Genomic DNA, 21,948 nt, shown 5'->3' with positions numbered 1-21,948 from the left:
ATGCCCGGAATGCCCGGAATGAACGGAATGCCCGGAATGAACGGAATGCCCGGAATGAACGGAATGAACGGAATGACCGGAATGACCGGACTGCGGGGACTGCGGGGACTGCGGGGACTGCGGGGACTGCGGGGACTGCGGGGACTGCGTTGAGTGTTCGCGATGCGCATCCGCATGCGCGTCCTGCGCCGGCGCGGCAAGCGCAAAGGCGGGACACAGCAGCAGCGGCAGGAGGGAAGATCGGGCGATAACGTTCAAGGGTAGCTCCGGATGACCTGGGGGTCTGCCAGCCGATCCTAGACGCCTCAACGGCCTCGGCACCTGACCCAGGTCAACGACACCGCCAGCCGTTCATCGCCACCATCCCTGCACCACTGGACGGGGATCACGCATGCAACTGGTATGTCCTGCCGGCAACCTGCCGGCACTGCAGGCGGCCGTAAACGCCGGGGCCAACGCGGTCTACGCCGGCTTCCGCGACCAGACCAACGCCCGCGCCTTTCCCGGCCTGAACTTCTCCGACCAGGAGCTGCAGGCCGGCATCCGCTATGCGCATGCGAAGGGCGCCAAGGTGTACCTGGCCCTCAACACCTATCCCGACAGCGCGCGCCTGCCGATGTGGCAGGCCGCGGTCGACCGCGCGGCCGCGTTCGGCTGCGACGCGATCATCGCCGCCGAGATCGCGATCCTGGCCTACGCGGCACGGCGCTATCCGGACCTGCCGCGGCACCTGTCCGTGCAAGGCTCGGCGACCTCCGAGCCGGCGCTGCGGTTCGCCTACGAGCGCTTCGGCATTTCCCGCGCGGTGCTGCCGCGCGTGTTGTCCATCCAGCAGGTCGAACGCCTGTGCCAGCGCTCGCCGGTCGCCATCGAGGTGTTCGCCTTCGGCAGCCTGTGCATCATGGTCGAGGGTCGCTGCCAGTTGTCCAGCTACGTCACCGGTGCCTCGCCCAACCGGCACGGGGTGTGCTCGCCGGCCAGGTTCGTCCGCTGGGACGAGCTCGACGACGGCAGCCGCACCGCGCACCTCAATGACGTGCTGATCGACCGCTTCGAACCCAGTGAACCTGCCGGTTATCCCACCGTCTGCAAGGGCCGGTTCGAAGTGGGCGGAGAGACCTTCCATGCGCTGGAGGAGCCCACCAGCCTCAATACGATGGAACTGCTGCCGCGGCTTGCCCGCGCCGGCGTCGCGGCGCTGAAGATCGAAGGCAGGCAGCGGGGCGTGGCCTACGTCGGTGCGGTAACCCGTACATGGCGGGCCGCGCTGGACCGTCACGCCGCCGCGCCGGATGCATGGACCGTGGATCCGCAGTGGCAGCGCTCGCTGTCGAGCCAGGCCGAAGGCCACCAGACCACCCTCGGCCCCTACCACCGCTCGTGGCATTGAGGACCCGTCGATGAAACTCAGCCTTGGCCCCCTGCAGTACTTCTGGCCGCGCGAGCGCACCCTCGCCTTCTACCGCGAGGCCGTCGATTGGCCCCTGGACGTGGTCTACCTGGGCGAGACGGTATGCAGCAAGCGCCGCGAACTGGGCACCCGGGACTGGATCGACCTGGCCGGCGAGCTGTCGGGCAGCGGCAAGCAGGTGGTGCTGTCGAGCCTGGCCCTGATCGAGGCCGAGTCGGAACTGGGCGTGCTCTCGCGGCTGGTCGAGGAAGGCGGCTGCTGGCTGGAAGCCAACGACCTGTCGGCGGTGCAGCTGTGCAGGCAGGCGGGGCTGCCGTTCGTGGCCGGCCCGACGCTCAACATCTACAACCACGAAGCGCTGGCGATGCTGATGGAGGACGGCCTGCGGCGGTGGGTGCCCGGGGTTGAGCAGGGCGAAGTCCTGATCCGTGAACTGCGCGACGCGATGCAGGCCACCGGCCACGCCATGCCCGAGCTGGAAGTGATCGCCTGGGGCCGCCTGCCGCTGTCGTTCTCGGCACGCTGCTTCACCGCACGCGCGCTGGACGTGCCCAAGGACCAGTGCGGCTTCCGCTGCATCGACTATCCGGACGGGATGCTGCTGGCCACCCGCGACGGGCGGCCGTTCCTGCGGATCAACGGGATCCAGGTGCAGGGAGAGGAAACCACCGACCTCGGACCGGAACTGCCGGCACTGCGCGCACTCGGCGTCGACCTGCTCCGGATCTATCCCCAGGCCGAGGGCAGCCGCGAAATCGTGGCGCATTTCGACCGTGCCCGTGCATCCCCCGACGCGGCCCCGATGCTGGGCGAGCGGAACGGCTACTGGCATGGCGAGCCGGGCATGGTGCTGCCGGCGGCCGCCCAATCCCCCTGAGGCCGGGTCCGGGGCTACTTCCACCGACGCCGTCACCCGTGCAGGTGGAACATCGCCTTGGCCAGCAGCACGATCGCCACGACGTGGCCGAACACGCTGTAATGGATGCGCCGGTAGGCGTCCGCGACCGGTCGCTGTCGCCTTCGCAGGGCCATCGCCAGCAGGAAGTGGCCGAACACGCTGAGCGCCAGCACGATCTTGATCGTCAACAGCAGGCTGAAACTGCTCGCCAGCGGATCCGCGAGGGCCGCGCGATAGTGCCAGGCCATCCCCAGGCCACTGCCGTAGAGCAACAGCAACACTCGGGGAATCACCTGCCGGGCGCGCTTTCCGATACCCCCCTCGACGAGCGTCATCACCCGCGCTGGCACGTGCCGGCGCACCCCTTCCAGGATCACCACCTCGAAGAACACCGTGCCGGCGAATGCGATCGCGCCGAACAGGTGCAGCAGCAACAGATACGGATAGGCGGTGGTGGGCATGGCGCAATCGTCGCGCCCGCGGCGGGCACCCCGCCATGACGCGGGTCAAGGGCGACGTCGAACCCGCCGCTCCCGTAGGAGCGGCTTCAGCCGCGATCCGGAACCACCCGCCTGCGCCGGCTCCCGGCCGGGCTGACGCCGATCCAACAAGGGGACCCCGCACGGTTGGCGGGGCGACGCCTCAGGCTTTCGCGAACACCAGCGTGGCGTTGGTGCCGCCAAAGCCGAAGCTGTTGGACATCACCGTCCCGAGCTCTGCATCGCGGCTTTCGCGAAGAATCGGGAACCCCTCGGCCTTGGGGTCGAGCGTCTCGATGTTGGCCGAGCCGGCGACGAAACCCTCCTGCATCATGAGCAGGCAGAAGATCGCCTCGTGCACGCTGGCCGCGCCGAGCGAGTGCCCCGACAGGGCCTTGGTCGAGGACAACGGCGGCACTGCGTCGCCGAATACCTCGCGCACCGCGCCCAGCTCGACCACGTCGCCCACCGGCGTGGACGTGCCGTGGGTATTGAGGTAATCGATGGTGCCGACGCTGTTGCCGTCCAGCCCCTCCAGCGCCATGCGCATGCAACGCACCGCGCCTTCGCCAGAGGGCGCCACCATGTCGACGCCGTCGGAGGTCACGCCGTAGCCGACCAGCTCGGCGATGATGGTCGCGCCGCGCGCCTGGGCGTGCTCGTAGTCTTCCAGCACCAGCATGCCGCCGCCGCCGGCGATGACGAAGCCATCGCGGTCCACGTCATACGGCCGGGAAGCCGACGCCGGGGTGTCGTTGTGCTTGCTGGACAGCGCACCCATGGCATCGAACTGGGCGGTCATGCCCCAGTGCAGCTCCTCGCCGCCACCGGCGAACATCACGTCCTTCCGTCCCAGCCGGATCAGGTCGGCCGCCGCCCCGATGCAATGGGCGGATGTCGCGCAGGCCGCCGATATCGAATAGCTCAGGCCACGGATGCCGAAGGCGGTGGACAGCGCGGCCGACACCGTGGAGCCCATCGTGCGCGGCACCATGTACGGGCCGACCTTGCGCACGCCCTTTTTGCGCAGCAGGTCACCGGTTTCGATCTGCCACTGCGGCGAACCCCCGCCGGACCCGGCAATCAGCCCCGTGCGTGCACTACGGACAAGGTCGTCGGCCAGTCCGGCGTCGGCGATGGCATCGCGCATGGCCACGTAGGCGTAGCCGGCCGCGTCGCCCATGAAGCGCTTGAGCTTGCGGTCGATCTGCTCGGCCAGGTCGATCTGCGGTGCACCGGCCACGTGGCTGCGCAGGCCCAGTTCCGCGTACTCGGGGATGAACGTGATCCCCGCGCGGCCCTCGCGCAGTGAACGGGTCACGCTGCCACGGTCATTGCCCAGGCACGAGACCACGCCCATCCCGGTGACGACCACGCGCCTGCCTTTTCCGGCGGCCATCTCAGAACCCCTCCGTGGAGGTGAACAGCCCGACCCTCAGGTCGCTGGCGGTGTAGATCTCACGACCGTCCACCAGGGTGCGTCCGTCGGCGATCACCAACTCCAGCTTGCCGCGCATCACGCGGCGAATGTCGATCTCGTAGCTCACCCGCTTGGCGTCGGGCAGCACCTGGCCGCTGAACTTGACCTGGCCTACGCCCAGGGCGCGACCGCGGCCGGGGGCGCCCAGCCAGGGCAGGTAGAACCCGCACAACTGCCACATCGCATCCACCCCGAGGCAGCCGGGCATGACCGGATCGCCCTGGAAATGGCAATCGAAGAACCACAGGTCCGGGCGGATATCCAGCTCGGCCCGGACCACGCCCTTGCCGTGGGCACCGCCCTGGGTCGAGATCTCGGTGATGCGATCGAACATCAGCATCGGCGGTAGCGGCAGGCGCGCGTTGCCGGGGCCGAACATCTCGCCACGGCCGCAGGCCAGCAATTGCTCATAGTCGAACGAAGAAGGTCGATCCATGTCATCCAAGCGCTGTCGAAACCCTGATTTTGCACGTTCCTGCGTGCATTTGGCTTGATGACGGTCAATTCGCCCGGTCCGGGCCCCGGCGTATCGCACTGCGCACCCGGACTCCAGGGGCGCCTAGTCCGCCCTGGAGCCGACGGCCTGGCGGCTCGGGACTCCGCTGTCGCCCCGCCAGTGCGCCCCCAGGCTGGTGCCGCGCCGGAGCGCCGCGGCCAGGATCGCTTCGGCCAGTTTCGCCTGCCAGCCTCGACCGGAAAGGACGGCCAGTTGCTCGAGCCCTGCGGTCATCCCCTCGGCCGTACGCACGGGACCCGCGGCGTTCCACAGGGTGGTGCGCAGCCGCACCAGCTCTTCGCCCTCCAGTGGCGGGCCACGTTCGGCCAGGGTGCGCGGGCCGGACGCACCCGTGGGAGCGACCTGCGCCAGGCGCATCCCCAGCCGGCGGCCGAAGACCACGCCCTCCAGCAACGAATTGCTGGCCAGCCGGTTGGCGCCATGGACGCCGTTGCATGCGACTTCGCCGACGGCATGCAGCCCGGGCACGCTGGTGCGGCCGAGGTCGTCGGTCGCCACGCCGCCCATGTGGAAGTGCGCCGCCGCCGTGACCGGTATCGGCTCCCGCCGCGGATCGATCCCGTGGGCACGACAGGCCGCCAGTGCGGTCGGGAAGCGGCGCTCCCAGTCGATCCAGCCTGCCCGCGCATCCAGCACCGCCGCGCCCGTCTCGTGACGCGCCTGCCAGACGCGTCGCGCAACGATGTCGCGCGGTGCAAGGTCGCCCTGTGGGTGAACGCCCTGCATCAGCGCGTTGCCGTTTCCGTCCAGCAGCCTCGCGCCTGCCCCGCGCAGCGCTTCGGTGACCAGCGGGAGTGATCCGGTGCCAACGTCCATCGCGGTGGGGTGGAACTGCATGAACTCCAGGTCGCGTGGCTGCGCGCCCGCGGCCAGCGCCAGCGCCAGCCCGGCGCCATCGGACCCGTCCGGATTGCTGGTGCGGGCGAACAGCGCCCCGATGCCGCCGGTCGCCAATACCACCGTGTCGGCTTTGAGCAGCACGCCCTCCCGCGACAGGCGCACCCCCGTCACCCGGCCACCGCGCATCAGCAGCGCGTCGACATCCCCGTCTCCCTCGTGCCACTCGATATGCGCTGCGCAGCGGGCGGCCCGCGACAATGCCGCCATCACCGCCGCCCCGGTGGCATCCCCGCCGGCGTGCACGATGCGGGCGGCACCGTGCCCCCCCTCGCGACCGAGCCTGGGGCGGCCATGGTCCTGGTCGAACGCAACGCCGATCGACTGCAGCCACGCGATCGCCCCCGGCGCCGCGTCCACCAGCGCCCGCACCCGCGGGGCGTCATTGCGGAACGCGCCCGCCACCAGCGTGTCCCGGGCATGCGCGTCGGCGCAGTCGCCTGCCCCGACGGCGGCCGCGATGCCGCCCTGGGCCAATGCGCTCGCGCTGGCACCCCGGTGGGCACGCCCCAGCAGCAGCACCGCGCGGGGCGCCGCGGCCAACGCGACACACAGGCCGGCGATGCCACTGCCGACCACCACCACGCGCCCTGCGGCCACTCAGACCTGCTCGCGCCGGCCGACCGCCAGCATCCGGTCCAGCGCGCGGCGCGCCCGCTCCGCCACGTCGGGTGCCACGACCACCTCGTGCCTGAGGTCGCGCAGGCAGGCGTGGATGTTCTGCAGGGTGATGCGCTTCATGTGCGGGCACAGGTTGCACGGCTTGATGAACTGCACCTGCGGGAACCGGTTCTTCAGGTTGTCGGCCATCGAGCACTCGGTGATCATCGCCACCCGCGCGGGCTGTTCCTTCTCCAGCCAACGCCCCATGGCGCTGGTGGAACCGACGAAATCCGCCTCGGCCAGCACCTCGGGTGAGCACTCCGGGTGCGCGACCACCCTGGTATCGAACTGCTCGCGGGTATGCCGCACCTGCTGCGCGGTGAAGGTCTCATGTACCTCGCAGGTGCCGTTCCACAGCACCAGTTCGACGCCGGTCTGCGTTGCCACCCAGCTGCCCAGGTAGCGGTCGGGCAGGAAGATGACCTGCCGGGCCCCGGTTTCGGCCGCGATGGCTTCCACCACCTGCACCGCGTTGGCCGACGTGCAGCAGGCGTCCGACTCGGCCTTCACTTCTGCCGAGGTGTTGACGTAGCTGACCACCGGAACACCCGGGTGGCGCTTGCGCAGGGCCCTGACATCGGCGGCGGTGATGGACGCCGCCAGCGAGCAGCCCGCTTCCAGGTCGGGGATGAGTACGGTCTTGGCGGGCGCCAGGATCTTTGCGCTCTCGGCCATGAAGTGCACGCCGCACAGCACGATCAGCCCGCTGTCGCAGTCGGCCGCCGCCTGCGCGAGCGCCAGCGAGTCGCCGGTGACGTCGGCCACCCCGTGGAAAATCTCCGGCGACTGGTAGCTGTGCGCCATGATCACCGCATCGCGGTCCTCCTTGAGCGTGTTGATCGCATCGATCCACGGCAGGTGCATGGGCACCTCCATGCACGGGATCAGTTGTTCGAGCGTCGCCACCAGGGGCGCGTACTCGGTCTCGAGCTCGTCGCGCCAACGTGGCACGGACAGTGCGGCGGTAGCAGTCATGCGGCAGTGGCTTCCATGGGAGCGGCTTCAGCCGCGATCGCAGGTCATGTCAGGCGGTGCGCCCGTGGTGGGCCTCGCGCGCCGCGCTGGCCAGGCGTGCAGCGCGATTCAGGCCGATCCGGATGCCCAATGGCACCGACTCCCAGGGCAACCTTTCCAGCAGGTTGCGCGCCGTCAGCCCGAGCTCCACGTCCCCGGTCAGCACCAGGCGGCGCTGGAAGAACAGCGTGTCGGCGTCTTCCAGCCGGCTGGCGAGCAGCAACAGGTCGGTCGCGGTGCCGCGCACCGTGGCCTCGGCGGCGCCGTCGCCGGCGCGCAGCCCCGCCTCGTCGCACTGGATGACCCAGCGCAGCCCCAGGTCGATGACCTCGATGCCGATCCGCCGGCCCACCATGAACTCGAAGTCGCCGTTCGACACCGGCGTCGCAAGGACCTTTTCCAGCGCGCGTCCCAGCAGCTGATGGCTCGCAGCCGCCGGCAACCGCCGCAGCACCGGCGCCAGGCGAGAGGGAGGCGGGAGCCAGCGCAGCAGGTGCCGCACGGCGGGGTGTGCTTCTACGGGACCGGGCATGACCGCCATCGTGAACGGGCCCCCGGCCCCGGCGCATTGACCCAGATCAGGTCGCAGGCCCTGGCGACGGCAGGCATCGGCGACCGCGACCGCCCGGAAGGCCCGGGCGGTGTCCGGCTCGATCCCAAGGCGTTGGGCCAGGGCCCGGGCCCGCGCGTGCACCCGTGCCTCGCGTGCCGGATCCCGCAGCGGAAGCCCCCGTGCCGTCTTGATTCGGCCCGCAACACGTGCCAGCTGGCCGCGCGTGGCAAGCAGGACCAGCGACGCGTCGTCGATCACATCGATGGCGCGTCGCAGGCCCCGCAGTGTGCCCATCGCGGGGCCGCCCACCGGGTCGGGGGCGGTGCCCACCGTGCCTGCGGCTGCAGTGTTGCCTGCGGTGCGTGCCGTCATGGCCGGGCAGCTCCCATGGGCCCGCGCGCCTGCGAACCGGGGCGATACAAGTAGTGGCCCACGCCTGCCTCCCTGGAGGTGCCCCCATGAGACGCGAGGACGGCGAAGCCGCACATTGACGCAGGTCAAGCGTGAGCCTGGGGCCGACCATCACCCCCGTTCCAAATGCCGGCAGGACCGCCGCCGACTGGCTTTTGCGTTTTTTTGACCACGATCAGGATGGTGGCCAGACCGGTGGGTATGCTGGCCTTCGTGGCTCCGGCCATCGCTTCCACTACCCGACACCAGAAGGGGAGTTCCGCATGATCCGTGCTACCCGATTCATGGCTTCCGCCGCCATCGCCGCACTGCTCCTGGCCGGTTGCGGCCAGGACAATGACGACGCCACCGCCGACGCACCGCGTGCCGGCGCTGCCGATGAAGGAACCGGCGGCTCGCGCAAGGGCGACTTCGGACCACCCCAGGGCAAGCCGATCGATGCGGTGCTGACCAGCCCGCCGCTGGTGCCGCCGCCGACCGGCCGCGACTACCCGGCAAAGGTGGTGGTGGAGCTGGACGTGGTCGAGAAGGTGATGCCGATCTCCGAGGGCGTGGACTACACCTTCTGGACCTTCGGCGGCACCGTGCCCGGCAGCTTCATCCGCGTTCGCCAGGGCGACACGGTGGAATTCCACCTGCGCAACATGCCCGACAGCAAGATGCCCCACAACATCGACCTGCACGGCGTCACCGGCCCGGGCGGCGGCGCGACCTCCAGCTTCACCGCGCCCGGCCACGTGACCCGTTTCACCTTCAAGGCGCTCAACGCCGGCCTCTACGTCTACCACTGCGCCACCGCGCCGGTGGGCATGCACGTGGCCAACGGCATGTACGGCCTGATCCTGGTCGAGCCGCCGGAGGGCCTGCCGCCGGTCGACAAGGAGTACTACGTGATGCAGGGCGACTTCTACACCGCCGGCAAGTACCGGGAGAAGGGCCTGCAGCCGTTCGACATGGAGAAGGCGATCGACGAGAACCCGACCTACGTGCTGTTCAACGGCTCGGAAGGCTCGATGACCGGCGACAAGGTGCTGACCGCCAACACCGGCGAGACCGTCCGCCTGTACGTGGGCAACGGTGGCCCGAACCTGGTGTCGAGCTTCCACGTGATCGGCGAGATCTTCGACAAGGTCTGGTACGAGGGCGGCACGAACTTCCAGGAGAACGTGCAGACCACGCTGATCCCGGCGGGCGGCGCGGCCATGATGGAATTCCACATGGAAGTCCCCGGCAGCTACATCCTGGTCGACCACAGCCTGTTCCGCGCGTTCAACAAGGGCGCCCTGGGCATCCTCCAGGCGAGCGGACCGGAGAACAAGGAAATCTACTCGGGCCTGGAAGTGGACGCGGTCTACATCGGCGACCGCGCCCAGCCCAACCTGGCCGCTGTTGCGGTAGCGGCCGCGTCCGCCAGCACCGGCGAGCTCACCGTCGAGCAGCAGGTCAAGGCCGGCGAGGCGCTCTACCAGGGCACGTGCTCCACCTGCCACCAGGTCAATGGCGCGGGCATGGAAGGCGTGTTCCCGCCGCTGGCCGGTGCCGACTACATCGCCAACGACCCCAAGGCGGTGCCGCGCGTGATCCTGCACGGCCTGCAGGGGCCGGTCACGGTCAACGGCGTCGACTACAACTCGATCATGCCGCCGATGAGCCAGCTGACCGACGACGAGGTTGCCAACATCTCCACCTACGTGCTCAACAGCTGGGGCAACCCCGGCGGCCGCGTGACCAAGGAAGAGGCCGCCCAGATCCGCGCGGTGAAACCCGCCAACGCGTCGGCCGGCCACTGAGATGGACCGGGTGCGTGCACTCGTACTGGCGTCGGCGCTGTTGCTGGCCCTGCCCGTCGCCGGCCAGGTTGCCAGCGGCGGGGGGTACGTGAAGCTGCCGGGCGGCAGCTTCCGCAGCGCACTCGCGTACGAGGACGTGCCCGGGAACGTCCGTATCGCACCGTTCGCGCTGATGAAGCGACCGGTGACGAATGCGGAGTTCCTGGCCTTCGTCAAGGCTGAACCGGAATGGCGCCGCGACCGCGCCGCCACCGTCATGGCCGAACCGCGCTACCTGTCGCACTGGGCGGGCCCGACCGCGCTCGGGACCACCCTGCCCGAGGCGCCGGTCGTCCAGGTCAGCTGGTTTGCCGCCTCGGCCTACTGCGAATCGCAGGGCGCGCGCCTGCCGACCTGGAACGAATGGGAATACGTGGCCGCCGCCGACGAGACCCGCCGCGATGCACGCAAGGACCCTGTCTGGCGCGAGCGCATCCTCGGCTGGTACTCGCGTCCGTCCAACACCGCCCTGCCCCGTGCCGGCCTGCAGACCCCCAACGCCTATGGCGTGCAGGACCTGCACGGACTGGTCTGGGAATGGACCGATGATTTCTCCTCGTTGCTGGTCGATGCCGACAACCGCAACCAGGGCGACCCCGACAACGCGCGCTTCTGCGGTGCCGGTGCGCTGTCGATGGACGACCGCGAGAACTATGCGGTGCTGATGCGGGTGGCCATGCTGTCCTCTCTGGGCGCCGCCGACACCACCGCCAACCTCGGATTCCGCTGCGCCCGGGACCTGCCATGACACCGTTGCGCCACTCCGTCCTCGTCCTCGCCTGCCTGGTCCTGGCCATTGCCACTCCCGGTGCAACGGCCGCCGACGCCGCGCCGCTGCCGCGCGACTCGGTGTACCGGCTCAAGGTCGACCTGACCGACCAGGATGGCCGCCGCCAGCCGTGGTCAGCCCGCCGCGGCAAGCCGCAGGTGGTGGCGATGTTCTATACGTCGTGCCAGTACATCTGCCCGTTGATCGTCGACGCGGGCAAGGCGATCGAACGCGAACTGACGCCGGCGCAGCGCCAGCGCGTGGACATCCTGCTGATCAGCATGGATCCCGCGCACGACACCCCCGTCGCGCTGCGCTCGGTGGTCGACGCCAGGCGCCTCGATACGCAGCGCTGGACGCTGGCCAGCCCCGCACCGTCCCAGGTCCGCGGCGTGGCCGGCGTGCTGGGCATCCGCTACCGGGCACTGGCCGACGGTGACTTCAACCACACCAGCGCCCTGATCCTGCTTGACGCCCAGGGGCGGGTGCTGGCGCGAACCGAGCAGATGGGCAGCCAACCGGATCCGGAGTTCGTCGCCGCGGTCCGCCGGGCCGCCGGTCCGGGCTGAATTGACGCGCCCTGCTGACTGCTAACGTTTTATCCCGCCATGGCGGACGAAGAGGGCTGCATGGGCCGAAGCGGCTTCGCCACCGGTCGCATGCCCATGACATGAAACCCGGAGACATGAATTGACCCAGGTCAAAGAAGCCCCGACGCCCGCAACCGACAATATTCCGAGTTCACCTGGGGTAACCCCATGACCCTGCAACAGGCGGCCCACCCGGCCGATTCCCGTGCCGTGCCCGCGCCTGGCGCAGTGGACGGGTTCTACAACGACAAGGTAGTCCGGCAGTTCGCCATCGCCACCGTGGTCTGGGGCATCGTCGGCATGACGGTGGGCGTGTTGATTGCCGCCCAGCTGTACTGGCCGACCATAGGCGAGGGCATCCCGTGGCTGAGCTATGGCCGCCTGCGCCCGCTGCATACCAACGCGGTGATCTTCGCCTTCGGCGGCAGCGCGCTGTTCGCCACCAGCCTGCACGTGGTGCAGCGCACCTGCCACGTACGGCTGATCTCCGACAAGCTCGCGTCATTCGTGTTCTGGGGTTGGCAGGCGGTGATCGTGGCAGCGGCCATTACGCTGCCCCTGGGCATCACCCAGAGCAAGGAGTACGCCGAGCTCGAGTGGCCCATCGACATCCTGATCACCATCGTGTGGCTGGCCTACGCGTGGCTGTTCTTCGGCACCATCGCCAAGCGCCGGGTCAAGCACATCTACGTCGCGAACTGGTTCTACGGCGCCTACATCATCACCATCGCGCTGCTGCACGTGGTCAACAACCTCGCGCTGCCGGTGGGGCTGGGCAAGTCCTACCAGGTCTATACCGGCGCAGTCGATGCAATGGTGCAGTGGTGGTACGGCCACAACGCGGTCGGTTTCTTCCTGACCGCGGGCTTCCTCGGGATGATGTACTACTTCGTGCCCAAGCAGGCCGGGCGGCCGGTGTACTCCTACCGCCTGTCGATCGTGCACTTCTGGGCGCTGATCGCCGTTTACATGTGGGCCGGCCCGCACCACCTGCAGTACACCGCCCTGCCCGACTGGGCGCAGTCGGTGGGCATGGTGTTCTCGCTGATCCTGCTGGCGCCCAGCTGGGGCGGCGCGATCAACGGCATCCTCACCCTGTCGGGCGTCTGGCACAAACTGCGTACCGACCCGATCCTCAAGTTCCTGATCGTCGCGCTGAGCTTCTACATGATCGCGACCTTCGAGGGACCGATGATGTCGATCAAGACGGTCAACTCGCTGTCCCACTACACCGACTGGACCGTGGGCCACGTCCACGCCGGCGCACTGGGCTGGGTGGCGATGATCTCGATCGGCTCGATCTACGCACTGGTGCCGCGCCTGGTCGGCCAGAGCGCCATGTACTCCACGCGCTGGATCGACCTGCACTTCTGGATCCACACCCTGGGCGTGGTGCTCTACATCGTGGCGATGTGGATCGCCGGCGTGATGCAGGGCCTGATGTGGCGGGCAACCAATGACGACGGCACGCTGACCTACAGCTTCGTCGAGGCGCTCAACGTCACCTACCCCTACTACCTGGTGCGCCTGGGTGGCGGCGTGCTGGTGCTGGCGGGCATGGGCCTGATGGCGGTCAACATGTGGAAGACCTTCGCCCTGTCGCGGACCGTGGCCCAGCCCGTGCTGCCGCCCGAACCCAGCCAGGCGCGTGCCTGAGCCCCGGAGCTACCGATGAGCGAAGAACACAACAAGAACGCGCACGAGAAGGTCGAGAAGAACGTCGGCCTGATGGCGGTGCTGATCGCCGTGGTGGTCTCCTTCGGCGGCCTGGCCGAGATCGTGCCGCTGATGTACCAGGCCGAGGCGATCGAGCCGTTGCCGGGGGTCGAGCCCTACCCCGCCCTGCAGCTGGCCGGGCGCGACGTCTATGTTCGCGAGGGCTGCTACAACTGCCACTCGCAGATGGTCCGCACCCTGCGCTTCGAGACCGAACGCTACGGCCACTACTCGCTGGCCGGTGAGTCGGTCTACGACCGCCCGTTCCAGTGGGGTTCCAAGCGCACCGGGCCGGACCTGGCGCGCGTGGGCGGGCGCTATTCGGATGACTGGCACCGCGTGCACCTGGTCGACCCGCGCGCCGTGGTGCCCGAGTCGAACATGCCGTCGTTCCCGTGGCTGGCCGAGAACTTCGTCGATGGGCAGGAAGTGACCCGCCGCATGCGTGCGCTGAGGACCCTGGGTGATCCCTACTCGCAGCAGGACATCGACGCCGCTGCCGCCGACGTGCGCGGCAAGACCGAACTGGACGCGGTGGTCGCCTACCTGCAGGACCTGGGCCGCCACGTTCCGGGGGGCGGCTGACATGCTGTCGGGCATCGTGACCACCGTCCTGCTGGTGGCGTTCGTGGTCGGCTGGGCCTGGGCCTGGAGCCCCCGCCGCAAGCGCGATTTCGACGAGGCGGCGCAGTTGCCGCTGGATGAAGAGGAGACGCGGCGATGAGCGCGGGATGGTCGTGGTTTGTCATCGCCCTGGTGGTCAGCAACATCCTGGGCTGCGTGTGGCTGCTGTGGTGGACGGCACGGCGCCGCCCCGGCGACCCCGCCCCTACCGAGACCAGCCACGTCTGGGACGGTGACATCACCGAGTACAACAAGCCGCTGCCACGGTGGTGGATCAACCTGTTCTACCTGACGATCATCTTCAGCGTCGGTTACCTGGTCTGGTACCCGGGACTGGGCTCGTTCGCGGGCTACGCCGGCTGGACGTCGCAGGGCGAGCACGACGCTGAGAAGGCCCGGCAGGACGCACGCCTGGACGAGACGTTCGCGGTCTATCGCGACCGGCCCCTGCCGGAGCTCGCGGCCGACCCGGCTGCTCTGGCGCTGGGTCGCGGCATCTTCGCCAACAGCTGCGCCACCTGCCACGGCTCGTCCGCGCAGGGCGCCATCGGCTACCCGAACCTGGCCGACGACATCTGGCACTGGGGCGGCGAACCCGAACAGGTGCTCACCTCCGTGCTGGATGGCCGCGAGGGCGTGATGCCGCCATGGGGCGTGGTGCTGCGCGGCATGGGTGGCGACCAGGCCATCGACCAGACCGCACGCTTCGTGCTGGCAATGGCCAGCCCCGATCCCGCCGCCCTGCGAGACTTCGACGCGGTCCGCGGCAAGAAGTACTACGACGGCGTCTGCGTCGCCTGCCACGCCGCCGACGGCACCGGCAACGCGGCGCTGGGCGCCCCGGACCTGACCGACGACTACTGGATGTACGGCAAGTCCATGGCCAGCCTGCGCGAGACCATCGCCAACGGCCGGCATGGCGTGATGCCGGCCCACCGCGAGTGGCTTGGCGAAACCCGGGGCCGGCTGGTCGCCGCCTATGTGTGGTCGCTGTCGCGGCAACAGGCCGGCGCGGAAACGGCTGCGCAGTGATGCAGGCGCCGGACCCCCGCACGACGTTAGACCATCCGCCGCGGCCGCTGGCGCAACGGCTGGGCGCGATCCTGTGGCCCAGCTTCTTCGCCGCGGGCGTGGCGACGATGGTGTTCTTCGCGTTCGTCGACCCCCTGCAGCTGCGCGACATGACGCTGCCGGGCTGGCAGGTCACCCGGGAGCTGGGCTACACGGTCGGGTTCTTCATGTTCTGGCTGGCGACGGGCGCGTCCAGCCTCTTCACCTGGTGGCTGCTGCGGCCGGCCAGCCGGTTCAACCGGGCGTTGCCCCCGGATGCGTGAGCCGTGACCCGCTCCATTCCCCTGTCGGTGATCGGCGAGGAGCCCACCGGTCCCTACGTCAGCGAAAGCAAGATCTACCCGCGTGAAGTGCGCGGGCCGCTCGACCGGCTGCGCAAGCTGGCGGTGGTCTGGCTGCTGGGCATGTTCTACCTGTTCCCCTGGCTGCGATGGGACGATCGCCAGGCGGTTCTGTTCGACCTGCCCGCGCGCAAGTTCCATGTCTTCGGCCTGACCTTCTGGCCACAGGACTTCCTGTTCCTGGCGCTGCTGCTGATCATCGCCGCGCTGGCGCTGTTCTTCTTCACCGCGCTGGCCGGACGGCTCTGGTGCGGCTACGCATGCCCACAGACGGTCTGGACCGAGGTGTTCCTGTGGATGGAGCGCTGGACGGAGGGTGACCGCAACAAGCGGATGAAGCTCGACGCCGCGCCCTGGTCGGCGCGAAAGCTCGCACGCAAGGGGGCCAAGCACGCGTTGTGGCTGGTGTTCGCGCTGTGGACCGGGTTCACCTTCGTCGGTTTCTTCACCCCCGTCACCGAACTGTGGGCGCGTGCGTGGCCGTTCCAGTGGGGCGGCTGGGAAACGTTCTGGGTGCTGTTTTATGCCCTGGCGACCTGGGGCAACGCGGGTTTCCTGCGCGAGCAGGTATGCAAGTACATGTGTCCGTACGCGCGCTTCCAGAGCGCGATGTTCGACCGCAACACCCTGCTCATCGCCTATGACCCGATGCGCGGCGAGCCCCGCGGGCCCCGCAAGCGCGGCATGCCCAGCGTGTTGCAACGCGCACGCGGGTTGCTGGACAAACTTACCGCGTACGACCTGGTGTTCCGCGCTGCCCAACACCCCACCGCCGCCGACAACCGCGCGCAGGCGCGCGGGACGATCACCTTCGACTGCGAGGCCAGCGAGGCCGCTCCGCTACCGCGCTTCAGCCCCGACGAACTGGGCGACTGCATCGACTGCACCATCTGCGTGCAGGTGTGCCCCACCGGCATCGACATCCGCAACGGCCTGCAGTACGAGTGCATCGCGTGCGATGCGTGTATCGACGCGTGCAACGACGTGATGGACCGGATGGGCTACCCGCACGGGCTGATCCGCTACGCGACCCAGAACGCGATCGACGGCAAGCCCACGCGCGTGCTGAGGCCGCGCATAATCTTCTACGGCGCGGCGCTGCTGGCGCTTCTGGTGGCGTGGGGCTGGGGCGTTACGCATCGCGATCCGCTCATCGCGGAAGTGCTGCGCGACCGCAACGCCCTGTACCGGGAAGTCGCAGGGGGCATCGAGAATGGCTACACCCTCAAGCTGGTCAACAAGACCGACCAGGACGAGGTCTACACCGTATCTATCGAGGCGGGTTCGCCGGGCCTTGTCCTGCAGCCGCTAGAGCCGGTCCGCGTACCGGCCCAGCAGGTGGCCGAGCTTCCGCTTACCGTGAACGGCCCCGCCGGTGCCCGCGGCCGCCATGACCTGCAGGTCGTGGTGCAATCGCAACAGGGCGATGCGCATGCCGACGTCGCCACCACCTGGTTTGGACCGCTGCAATGAGCTCCTTCTTCTCCAATTGGCGCAACCCGGTCATCTGGCTGGTCATCGGCCTGCCGCTGGTGGCGGTCGTCGCCGGCATCGGGCTGATCGTGGTGTCGGTACGCAGCGGCGGCAGCGACGCCGTGCCCGAGGACGTCAGGCGCACCGCGCAGGTGCAGGTCGCCGACATTGGCCCCGATGCCGTTGCCGCGCGCCGCCAGTTGCGGGCGGTGGTGCGGATTGACCCGGAAGGCGGCTTCGTCGAGGTGATTCCGGCTGCCGGTGACTTCGACGGGGCGCAGCTGCTGGTGCTGACGCTGGTGCATCCTGCTTCGCAGGCCGATGACGTCGAGCTGCAGCTCCAGCGCAGCGACGCGGGTTGGCGCGCCCCCCTGCGGTTGGACGCAGGCCCGGCGTGGAACCTGGTGCTGGAAGCCAGCGATGGGAGCTGGCGCCTGCAGGGTCGCCTGGTCGAAGGCACCCTGGCAGCGGTGGTCCAGCCCGCCCTGCGCAGCCCGCCCGCGCCGTGAACGCCACCGCCCGGGATGCGGCGATCGCGGCGGGCGACGCCGACCGGGCCGGGGGGTGCGCACACTGCGGCGACCCCATTGGCAGCGGGCGCGGCGGCTACTGCTGCGACGGTTGCGAGGCCGCCGCGGCCTGGATCCGCGATGCCGGCCTGGACGACTATTACCGGCTTCGCGCGGTGCCGGCCGGCCGCGTCGACGGCGACACCGCCGAGGGCCATTTCGAGCTCTGGGACCGTGCCGAGATCCACGCCGAGCACGTCGTGGCCCGCGACGGGGTGCATGAAACCACCCTGCTGACCGATGCCATGCGATGCGCCGCCTGCGCCTGGCTGGTGGACCGTGCGGTGCAGCGCGAGCCCGGCGTGCACTGGGTGTCGGCCAATGCCGTCACCGGCCGCGTGCGGGTGGCATGGGACCCGTCGCTGGTCTCCCTGTCGGCCATCGTCCGGCGCCTGGCGGGCCTGGGGTACGCGCCCTCGCTGGCGACCGGGAGCGCCAGCGAAGAGGCGCGGCGGCGCGCGCGCAACCGCGACCTGCTGCGACTTGGGATCGCCGGGCTGGGCGCCATGCAGGCCATGATGCTGGCCGAGGCGCTGTACCTGGACTTCAACGCCTCGATGCCGCTGGCCACGCGCGACTTCTTCCGCTGGATCACGCTCCTGGTCTCGACGCCGGTGGTGTTCTATGCCGGCTGGCCCTTCCTGCACGGCGCCTGGCGCGAACTCCGGTTGCGGCGGCTGGGCATGGACACGCTGGTGGCCGGTTCGACCCTTCTTGCGTGGGGCGCCAGCGTGGTGGAGACGCTGCGTGGTGGCCCGCACGTCTGGTACGACGCGGCGGTGATGTTCGTGTTCCTGCTGCTGGGCGCACGCATGCTGGAGCAGCGCGCGCGGCGCATCGCCAGCGCGCAGGTGGATGCCCTGGCGCGCGCGCGCCCCGCATTCGCGCTGCGCGAGCGCGCCGACGGCACCTGCGAGAACGTGCCCACCCCCGCCCTGCAGGTCGGCGACGCGATCCGCGTGTCGGTGGGCACGGTGGTGCCGGCCGATGGCGTGCTGCTGGAGGATGCGCTGGTTGAGGAGGCGCTGCTGACCGGTGAGTCGGCGCCGGTGTCGCGCGCCGCCGGGCAATCGGTCTACGCCGGCAGTTCCGCCCGCCACCATCCGGTTCGGATGCGGGTGACCGGCACCGGCGCCACCACCCGCCTGTCGGAACTCGCGCGCCTGGTCGAACACGCGCAGGCGATGCGTCCGGCGCTTGCGGTGGCCAGCGAGCGCGTGGCGCACCATTTCGTCGCCGGCCTGCTCCTGGCTGCGGTCGTGGTCTACCTGGGCTGGCGCTGGTACATGCCCGAGCGCGCGCTTGAGGTCACCCTGGCGTTGCTGGTCATCAGCTGCCCGTGCGCGCTGGCGCTGGCCGTGCCGACCGCACTGGCCACCGCGCAGGGAAGCTTGTCGCGGCTGGGCGTGCTGACACTGACCGACCGCGCGCTGGAGCGTCTCGCCTCCGCCACCGACATCGTGTTCGACAAGACCGGAACCCTGACCCGCGGCCGACCCACCCTGGCCGGCAGCAGTACGCCGGAAGACAGCGATGCTGCACGCGCATTGGCCCTGGCCGCGGTGCTGGAACATGCCAGCGGTCACCCCCTGGCCGGGGCGTTCCCGCCGCCCCCGCCCGGCCTCACAGCCACGGGCGTCACCCGAGTTGCCGGACAGGGGATAGCCGGTACGGTGGACGGGCAGGCGCTTCGCATCGGGCAGGCGCCGTTCGCGGCCGGTCGCGCCGACGACGGCGCGATCTGGCTCGGGGACGGCCAGCGGGCCTACGGCCGCTTCGAGGTCGTCGACGGCGAGCGCCCGGACGCACGGTTGGCCGTCGACTGGCTCAAGTCGCTGGGCCTGACGGTCCGCATGGCCAGCGGCGACGCCGCCACCACCGTCGACGCGCTGGCCGCGCGGCTGGGCATCGATGCACCGGCCTCGCGGCAGACACCGGAGTGCAAGCTCGCGGCGGTGCGTGCACTGCAGGCGTCGGGACGCGTAGTGGCGATGGTCGGCGACGGGCTCAACGATGCTCCGGTGCTGGCCGGGGCCGACGTGTCGATCGCCATGGGCCGCGGCGCACCGCTGGCCCAGCGCGCCGCCGACCTGGTGCTGCAGGGTGACTCGCTGGTGCGGATCGCGCAGGCCGTGGACGTGGCCCGGCGCACCCGGTCGGTGATCCGGCAGAACCTGGCGTGGGCGTTGGCCTACAACGTGGTTGCCATCCCCCTCGCGGCGGCGGGCCTGGTGACGCCATGGGTAGCGGCGCTGGGCATGGCCGGATCCTCGCTGCTGGTGGTGGGCAACGCGTTGCGCCTGGCGCGGCCCGGTCGCGCCGCCGGGGTGGCGCCATGAGCATCCTGCTGATGCTGGTGCCGATCAGCATGGTGTTGCTGGGCGTCGCCGTGTGGGCGTTCGTGTGGGCGGTGCGTCGGGGCCAGTTCGACGATCTGGATACGCCTTCGCTCGACATCCTCTGCGACGACCCCCGCGAGAAGCCCCTGCCCAATCCGGACAGCGCCCCCGGGCGAGACAGGGCCGGCGGACGCGACGATGCCGATTGACTGGCTGACCCTGATGGCCGCGGCCAGCGCCGGTGCGCTGGGCGGGCTGCACTGCATCGCCATGTGCGGCGGCATCGCCACCGGACTGTCGAGCGTCGGCGGTGGCGGCCTGGCGGCGGCGGTGCAGTCCAACCTGGGGCGGGTGGCCGGCTATTCCGCTGCCGGCGCGATCGCCGGCGGCGTTGGCCACGGGATCGTTGCGGTGGCGCAACTCGAATGGCTGGGGCCGGCCCTGCGTTTCCTGCTGGGCATGGTGATGGTGGCAATCGGTTGGCGGCTCTGGTCCGAGCGCCGCCTGCGCCTGGGCACCGTCCGGCCCGGGGTCGCGCTGTGGAACCGGCTGCGACCCCTTCAACGTGCGCTGATGCCGGCGGACCGGGCGTGGAAGCGCATCGGGCTGGGCGCGCTGTGGGGCTGGATGCCGTGCGGCCTCAGTGGTGCAGTGCTTGCGGCGGCGTGGTTGCAGGCCGACGCGCGCAACGGTGCACTGACGATGGCCGCGTTCGGCCTGGGCACGCTGCCGCTGATGGTGCCGCTGGCCTGGACCGGCGCGCGCGCACTGCAGGGCCGGCATGCCGCCACTACCCGCCGCGCCGGCGGCGCCCTGGTGATGGGCGTGGGACTGGTAACGATGGCCGCGCCATGGCTGGGCGCCCTGCCCGTCATCGGCCCTGCGCTTCATGCCCTGGGCTGCATTCCGGGCGGCTGAGTGGCCGCCGCGCGGTCAGGCGATGCGACCCCGGCGCGGCACGCGCTCCTCAACGCCGTGCGCCAGCCGCGCGAGGAGGGCGGCGTCCACCACTTCCACCTGGCGACCGGTCACTTCGATCACGCCGTCTTCCTGCAGGCGCGAAAACCCGCGGCTGACGGTCTCCAGCGCCAGGCCGAGGTAGCGGGCGATGTCCTCGCGACTCATGGGCAGGCGGATCCGGGTCGCGGACTGGCCTGCGGTGCGCAGTCGCTCGCCCAGGCCGTGCAGGAACAGTGCGACGCGCTCGTTGGCCTGGCGTCGCACCAGCACGCCGAGGTGGACCTGGTCGCGATCCACGCCCTGCCCGATCACGCGCATCAGCTGCTGCTGCAGCGAGGGCAATTGCGCCGCCACCGCGGTCAGCTGCGCGAACGGGATCTCGCACACCTCGGCCGTGGCCAGCGCGACGGCCTCGCAGCGGTGAACACCGGTGCCCATCGCGTCCAGTCCGATCACTTCCCCGGGCAGGTGGAACCCCAGGACCTGCTCCTCGCCCGACTCGTCGATCACCGTGGTCTTGAAGGCACCCTCCCGTGCCACGTACACCCCCGCGAGCGGCGCGCCCGGCCAGAACAGGCGTTCACCCCGCTCGATACGCCGGTTCCGTTGCACGATCCGCTCCAGCTGCCGAAGCTCGTCGGCATTGACCCCCGCCGGCACGCACAGCTCGTGCAGCGAGCACTTGGCACAGCTGCGCCTGAGCCGGGCCAGGTCGATGGGATCGGGGACGGTCATACGCACCATGGTGCCACGTTGCGCGGCGGCACATTGCACTGCATTGCCGTCGACATGGACGGTGCGGCCGGGAGAACCTGCCGGCCCACACGACGGACGGTCGGGGCGAAAGCCCCATCCCGCATACGTATCCGCGTCGCGGTTCGCCGCGCGTGGTCGGGTCGCGACCTGCGCTGGGTACCCGGGGGCTGCATCGTGAGACCTGGTGCCGGAGGTGGGACTCGAACCCACACGCTTTTAAGGGCGGCGGATTTTGAGTCCGCTGCGTCTACCGATTCCGCCACTCCGGCGCGGCCGCGCAGTATATAGCCGCGCCGCGCACTCCCGCCATCGCCGTTTTTTCATGGGCTGGCACGGACGCTGGCCGGGGGCTTGGTGGGTCGGGGCGCCCACGCGGGGGTGAGGACGCTGCACGGAACCGACGCGCAAAAAAGAAGGCTCAGGCTTCGGGGTTTTGAATCCCGGGTGGCTGAGCCTTCCGCGCCAGAGCGGTTCCAGTGGAACGTCCGTCGTTGCGACTTTCGTCCTGCTGGTTTTTCTCTGACGACCCCGACTCTACGCCGGCGGGTGTTAGCGGCGAATCAAGTTTTCGTGAGCCTTCCGGTAGGC

At 69.9% G+C, this 21,948-nt stretch carries 22 protein-coding genes and 1 tRNA gene; 15 read left to right on the top strand and 8 right to left on the bottom strand.

The features are described 5' to 3' along the window. The first annotated feature begins 391 nt into the window (after positions 1-391). On the top strand, positions 392-1,390 hold the full coding sequence (gene ubiU / locus ACJQWL_RS00770; RefSeq protein ID WP_330968601.1) for a ubiquinone anaerobic biosynthesis protein UbiU: 999 nt from the start codon (positions 392-394) through the stop codon (positions 1,388-1,390). A gap of 10 nt (positions 1,391-1,400) precedes the next feature. Beyond that, positions 1,401-2,288: a U32 family peptidase gene (locus tag ACJQWL_RS00765; RefSeq protein ID WP_330968600.1), complete on the top strand. Its 888-nt coding sequence runs from the start codon at positions 1,401-1,403 to the stop codon at positions 2,286-2,288. Between the two features lie 32 nt (positions 2,289-2,320). On the opposite strand, the gene ACJQWL_RS00760 is transcribed toward ACJQWL_RS00765, so the two are convergent. The 6 genes from ACJQWL_RS00760 to ubiT form a co-directional block, all read right to left on the bottom strand. Next, positions 2,321-2,770 (bottom strand): CopD family copper resistance protein, encoded by a 450-nt coding sequence (locus tag ACJQWL_RS00760; RefSeq protein ID WP_330968599.1) that lies wholly within the window; start codon positions 2,768-2,770, stop codon positions 2,321-2,323. A gap of 181 nt (positions 2,771-2,951) precedes the next feature. After that, positions 2,952-4,187: a beta-ketoacyl-ACP synthase I gene (gene fabB, locus ACJQWL_RS00755; protein WP_330968598.1), complete on the bottom strand. Its 1,236-nt coding sequence runs from the start codon at positions 4,185-4,187 to the stop codon at positions 2,952-2,954. 1 nt (position 4,188) lies between these two features. Then, positions 4,189-4,704: a 3-hydroxyacyl-[acyl-carrier-protein] dehydratase FabA gene (gene fabA / locus ACJQWL_RS00750; RefSeq protein WP_330968597.1), complete on the bottom strand. Its 516-nt coding sequence runs from the start codon at positions 4,702-4,704 to the stop codon at positions 4,189-4,191. 123 nt (positions 4,705-4,827) lie between these two features. After that, positions 4,828-6,282 carry an L-aspartate oxidase gene (locus ACJQWL_RS00745; RefSeq protein WP_411300666.1) on the bottom strand — a complete coding sequence of 485 codons (1,455 nt, stop codon included), beginning with the start codon at positions 6,280-6,282 and terminating at the stop codon, positions 4,828-4,830. Beyond that, positions 6,283-7,320: a quinolinate synthase NadA gene (nadA, locus tag ACJQWL_RS00740; RefSeq protein ID WP_330968596.1), complete on the bottom strand. Its 1,038-nt coding sequence runs from the start codon at positions 7,318-7,320 to the stop codon at positions 6,283-6,285. Positions 7,321-7,369: 49 nt separating this feature from the next. Next, entirely contained in the window at positions 7,370-8,284 is a 915-nt protein-coding gene (ubiT, locus tag ACJQWL_RS00735; protein WP_330968595.1) for a ubiquinone anaerobic biosynthesis accessory factor UbiT, read from the bottom strand. Between the two features lie 302 nt (positions 8,285-8,586). Between ubiT and nirK the strand changes: the two genes are divergently transcribed. The 13 genes from nirK (at position 8,587) to ACJQWL_RS00670 (ending at position 20,562) form a co-directional block, all read left to right on the top strand. Continuing rightward, positions 8,587-10,113: a copper-containing nitrite reductase gene (gene nirK / locus ACJQWL_RS00730; RefSeq protein WP_330968594.1), complete on the top strand. Its 1,527-nt coding sequence runs from the start codon at positions 8,587-8,589 to the stop codon at positions 10,111-10,113. A 1-nt stretch (position 10,114) separates the two neighbouring features. Then, complete coding sequence (locus ACJQWL_RS00725; protein ID WP_411300665.1) at positions 10,115-10,900, top strand: formylglycine-generating enzyme family protein; 786 nt, start codon at positions 10,115-10,117, stop codon at positions 10,898-10,900. Next, positions 10,897-11,490, top strand: a complete 594-nt coding sequence (locus ACJQWL_RS00720) for an SCO family protein (protein ID WP_330968592.1) — start codon at positions 10,897-10,899, stop codon at positions 11,488-11,490. The genes ACJQWL_RS00725 and ACJQWL_RS00720 overlap by 4 nt, the downstream gene beginning before the upstream one ends. A 189-nt stretch (positions 11,491-11,679) precedes the next feature. Continuing rightward, positions 11,680-13,167: a cytochrome-c oxidase, cbb3-type subunit I gene (gene ccoN / locus ACJQWL_RS00715; protein WP_330968591.1), complete on the top strand. Its 1,488-nt coding sequence runs from the start codon at positions 11,680-11,682 to the stop codon at positions 13,165-13,167. A 15-nt stretch (positions 13,168-13,182) separates the two neighbouring features. Then, entirely contained in the window at positions 13,183-13,812 is a 630-nt protein-coding gene (gene ccoO / locus ACJQWL_RS00710) for a cytochrome-c oxidase, cbb3-type subunit II (RefSeq protein ID WP_330968590.1), read from the top strand. A 1-nt stretch (position 13,813) separates the two neighbouring features. Beyond that, entirely contained in the window at positions 13,814-13,951 is a 138-nt protein-coding gene (locus ACJQWL_RS00705) for a cbb3-type cytochrome oxidase subunit 3 (protein WP_330968589.1), read from the top strand. Continuing rightward, on the top strand, positions 13,948-14,883 hold the full coding sequence (ccoP, locus tag ACJQWL_RS00700; RefSeq protein WP_330968588.1) for a cytochrome-c oxidase, cbb3-type subunit III: 936 nt from the start codon (positions 13,948-13,950) through the stop codon (positions 14,881-14,883). The genes ACJQWL_RS00705 and ccoP overlap by 4 nt, the downstream gene beginning before the upstream one ends. After that, positions 14,883-15,185, top strand: coding sequence for a hypothetical protein (locus tag ACJQWL_RS00695; RefSeq protein ID WP_330968587.1), 303 nt, complete (start codon positions 14,883-14,885; stop codon positions 15,183-15,185). Before ccoP ends, ACJQWL_RS00695 begins: the two co-directional genes overlap by 1 nt. A 3-nt stretch (positions 15,186-15,188) precedes the next feature. After that, positions 15,189-16,736 (top strand): 4Fe-4S dicluster domain-containing protein, encoded by a 1,548-nt coding sequence (locus tag ACJQWL_RS00690; protein ID WP_330968586.1) that lies wholly within the window; start codon positions 15,189-15,191, stop codon positions 16,734-16,736. Beyond that, on the top strand, positions 16,733-17,245 hold the full coding sequence (locus tag ACJQWL_RS00685) for a FixH family protein (protein WP_330968585.1): 513 nt from the start codon (positions 16,733-16,735) through the stop codon (positions 17,243-17,245). The genes ACJQWL_RS00690 and ACJQWL_RS00685 overlap by 4 nt, the downstream gene beginning before the upstream one ends. Further along, on the top strand, positions 17,242-19,644 hold the full coding sequence (locus ACJQWL_RS00680) for a heavy metal translocating P-type ATPase (protein WP_330968584.1): 2,403 nt from the start codon (positions 17,242-17,244) through the stop codon (positions 19,642-19,644). The genes ACJQWL_RS00685 and ACJQWL_RS00680 overlap by 4 nt, the downstream gene beginning before the upstream one ends. After that, the gene (gene ccoS, locus ACJQWL_RS00675; protein ID WP_330968583.1) at positions 19,641-19,853 is read left to right on the top strand and encodes a cbb3-type cytochrome oxidase assembly protein CcoS; all 213 of its coding nucleotides are present in this window, start codon (positions 19,641-19,643) and stop codon (positions 19,851-19,853) included. The genes ACJQWL_RS00680 and ccoS overlap by 4 nt, the downstream gene beginning before the upstream one ends. Continuing rightward, positions 19,843-20,562 (top strand): sulfite exporter TauE/SafE family protein, encoded by a 720-nt coding sequence (locus tag ACJQWL_RS00670; protein ID WP_330968582.1) that lies wholly within the window; start codon positions 19,843-19,845, stop codon positions 20,560-20,562. Before ccoS ends, ACJQWL_RS00670 begins: the two co-directional genes overlap by 11 nt. A 15-nt stretch (positions 20,563-20,577) precedes the next feature. On the opposite strand, the gene ACJQWL_RS00665 is transcribed toward ACJQWL_RS00670, so the two are convergent. Both ACJQWL_RS00665 and ACJQWL_RS00660 read right to left on the bottom strand, forming a co-directional pair. After that, positions 20,578-21,348 carry a helix-turn-helix domain-containing protein gene (locus ACJQWL_RS00665; RefSeq protein WP_411300664.1) on the bottom strand — a complete coding sequence of 257 codons (771 nt, stop codon included), beginning with the start codon at positions 21,346-21,348 and terminating at the stop codon, positions 20,578-20,580. Positions 21,349-21,542: 194 nt separating this feature from the next. Further along, positions 21,543-21,629 (bottom strand) — tRNA-Leu (locus ACJQWL_RS00660). Between the last annotated feature and the right edge of the window lie 319 nt (positions 21,630-21,948).

The organism is Novilysobacter viscosus, from assembly GCF_046600715.1.
GTDB classification, from domain to species: domain Bacteria; phylum Pseudomonadota; class Gammaproteobacteria; order Xanthomonadales; family Xanthomonadaceae; genus Lysobacter_C; species Lysobacter_C viscosus.
Note: the sequence above shows the minus strand (reverse complement) of the source record. Positions and strands in the feature narration are given on the sequence as shown.

Excerpts from the sequence above, each read along its gene's own strand:
- ubiU (WP_330968601.1), top strand. The coding sequence starts at position 392 with ATGCAACTGGTATGTCCTGCCGGCAACCTGCCGGCACTGCAGGCGGCC.
- ACJQWL_RS00765 (WP_330968600.1), top strand. The coding sequence starts at position 1,401 with ATGAAACTCAGCCTTGGCCCCCTGCAGTACTTCTGGCCGCGCGAGCGC.
- ACJQWL_RS00760 (WP_330968599.1), bottom strand. The coding sequence starts at position 2,770 with ATGCCCACCACCGCCTATCCGTATCTGTTGCTGCTGCACCTGTTCGGC.
- fabB (WP_330968598.1), bottom strand. The coding sequence starts at position 4,187 with ATGGCCGCCGGAAAAGGCAGGCGCGTGGTCGTCACCGGGATGGGCGTG.
- fabA (WP_330968597.1), bottom strand. The coding sequence starts at position 4,704 with ATGGATCGACCTTCTTCGTTCGACTATGAGCAATTGCTGGCCTGCGGC.
- nadA (WP_330968596.1), bottom strand. The coding sequence starts at position 7,320 with ATGACTGCTACCGCCGCACTGTCCGTGCCACGTTGGCGCGACGAGCTC.
- ubiT (WP_330968595.1), bottom strand. The coding sequence starts at position 8,284 with ATGACGGCACGCACCGCAGGCAACACTGCAGCCGCAGGCACGGTGGGC.
- nirK (WP_330968594.1), top strand. The coding sequence starts at position 8,587 with ATGATCCGTGCTACCCGATTCATGGCTTCCGCCGCCATCGCCGCACTG.
- ACJQWL_RS00725 (WP_411300665.1), top strand. The coding sequence starts at position 10,115 with ATGGACCGGGTGCGTGCACTCGTACTGGCGTCGGCGCTGTTGCTGGCC.
- ACJQWL_RS00720 (WP_330968592.1), top strand. The coding sequence starts at position 10,897 with ATGACACCGTTGCGCCACTCCGTCCTCGTCCTCGCCTGCCTGGTCCTG.
- ccoN (WP_330968591.1), top strand. The coding sequence starts at position 11,680 with ATGACCCTGCAACAGGCGGCCCACCCGGCCGATTCCCGTGCCGTGCCC.
- ccoO (WP_330968590.1), top strand. The coding sequence starts at position 13,183 with ATGAGCGAAGAACACAACAAGAACGCGCACGAGAAGGTCGAGAAGAAC.
- ACJQWL_RS00705 (WP_330968589.1), top strand. The coding sequence starts at position 13,814 with ATGCTGTCGGGCATCGTGACCACCGTCCTGCTGGTGGCGTTCGTGGTC.
- ccoP (WP_330968588.1), top strand. The coding sequence starts at position 13,948 with ATGAGCGCGGGATGGTCGTGGTTTGTCATCGCCCTGGTGGTCAGCAAC.
- ACJQWL_RS00695 (WP_330968587.1), top strand. The coding sequence starts at position 14,883 with ATGCAGGCGCCGGACCCCCGCACGACGTTAGACCATCCGCCGCGGCCG.
- ACJQWL_RS00685 (WP_330968585.1), top strand. The coding sequence starts at position 16,733 with ATGAGCTCCTTCTTCTCCAATTGGCGCAACCCGGTCATCTGGCTGGTC.
- ccoS (WP_330968583.1), top strand. The coding sequence starts at position 19,641 with ATGAGCATCCTGCTGATGCTGGTGCCGATCAGCATGGTGTTGCTGGGC.
- ACJQWL_RS00670 (WP_330968582.1), top strand. The coding sequence starts at position 19,843 with ATGCCGATTGACTGGCTGACCCTGATGGCCGCGGCCAGCGCCGGTGCG.
- ACJQWL_RS00665 (WP_411300664.1), bottom strand. The coding sequence starts at position 21,348 with ATGGTGCGTATGACCGTCCCCGATCCCATCGACCTGGCCCGGCTCAGG.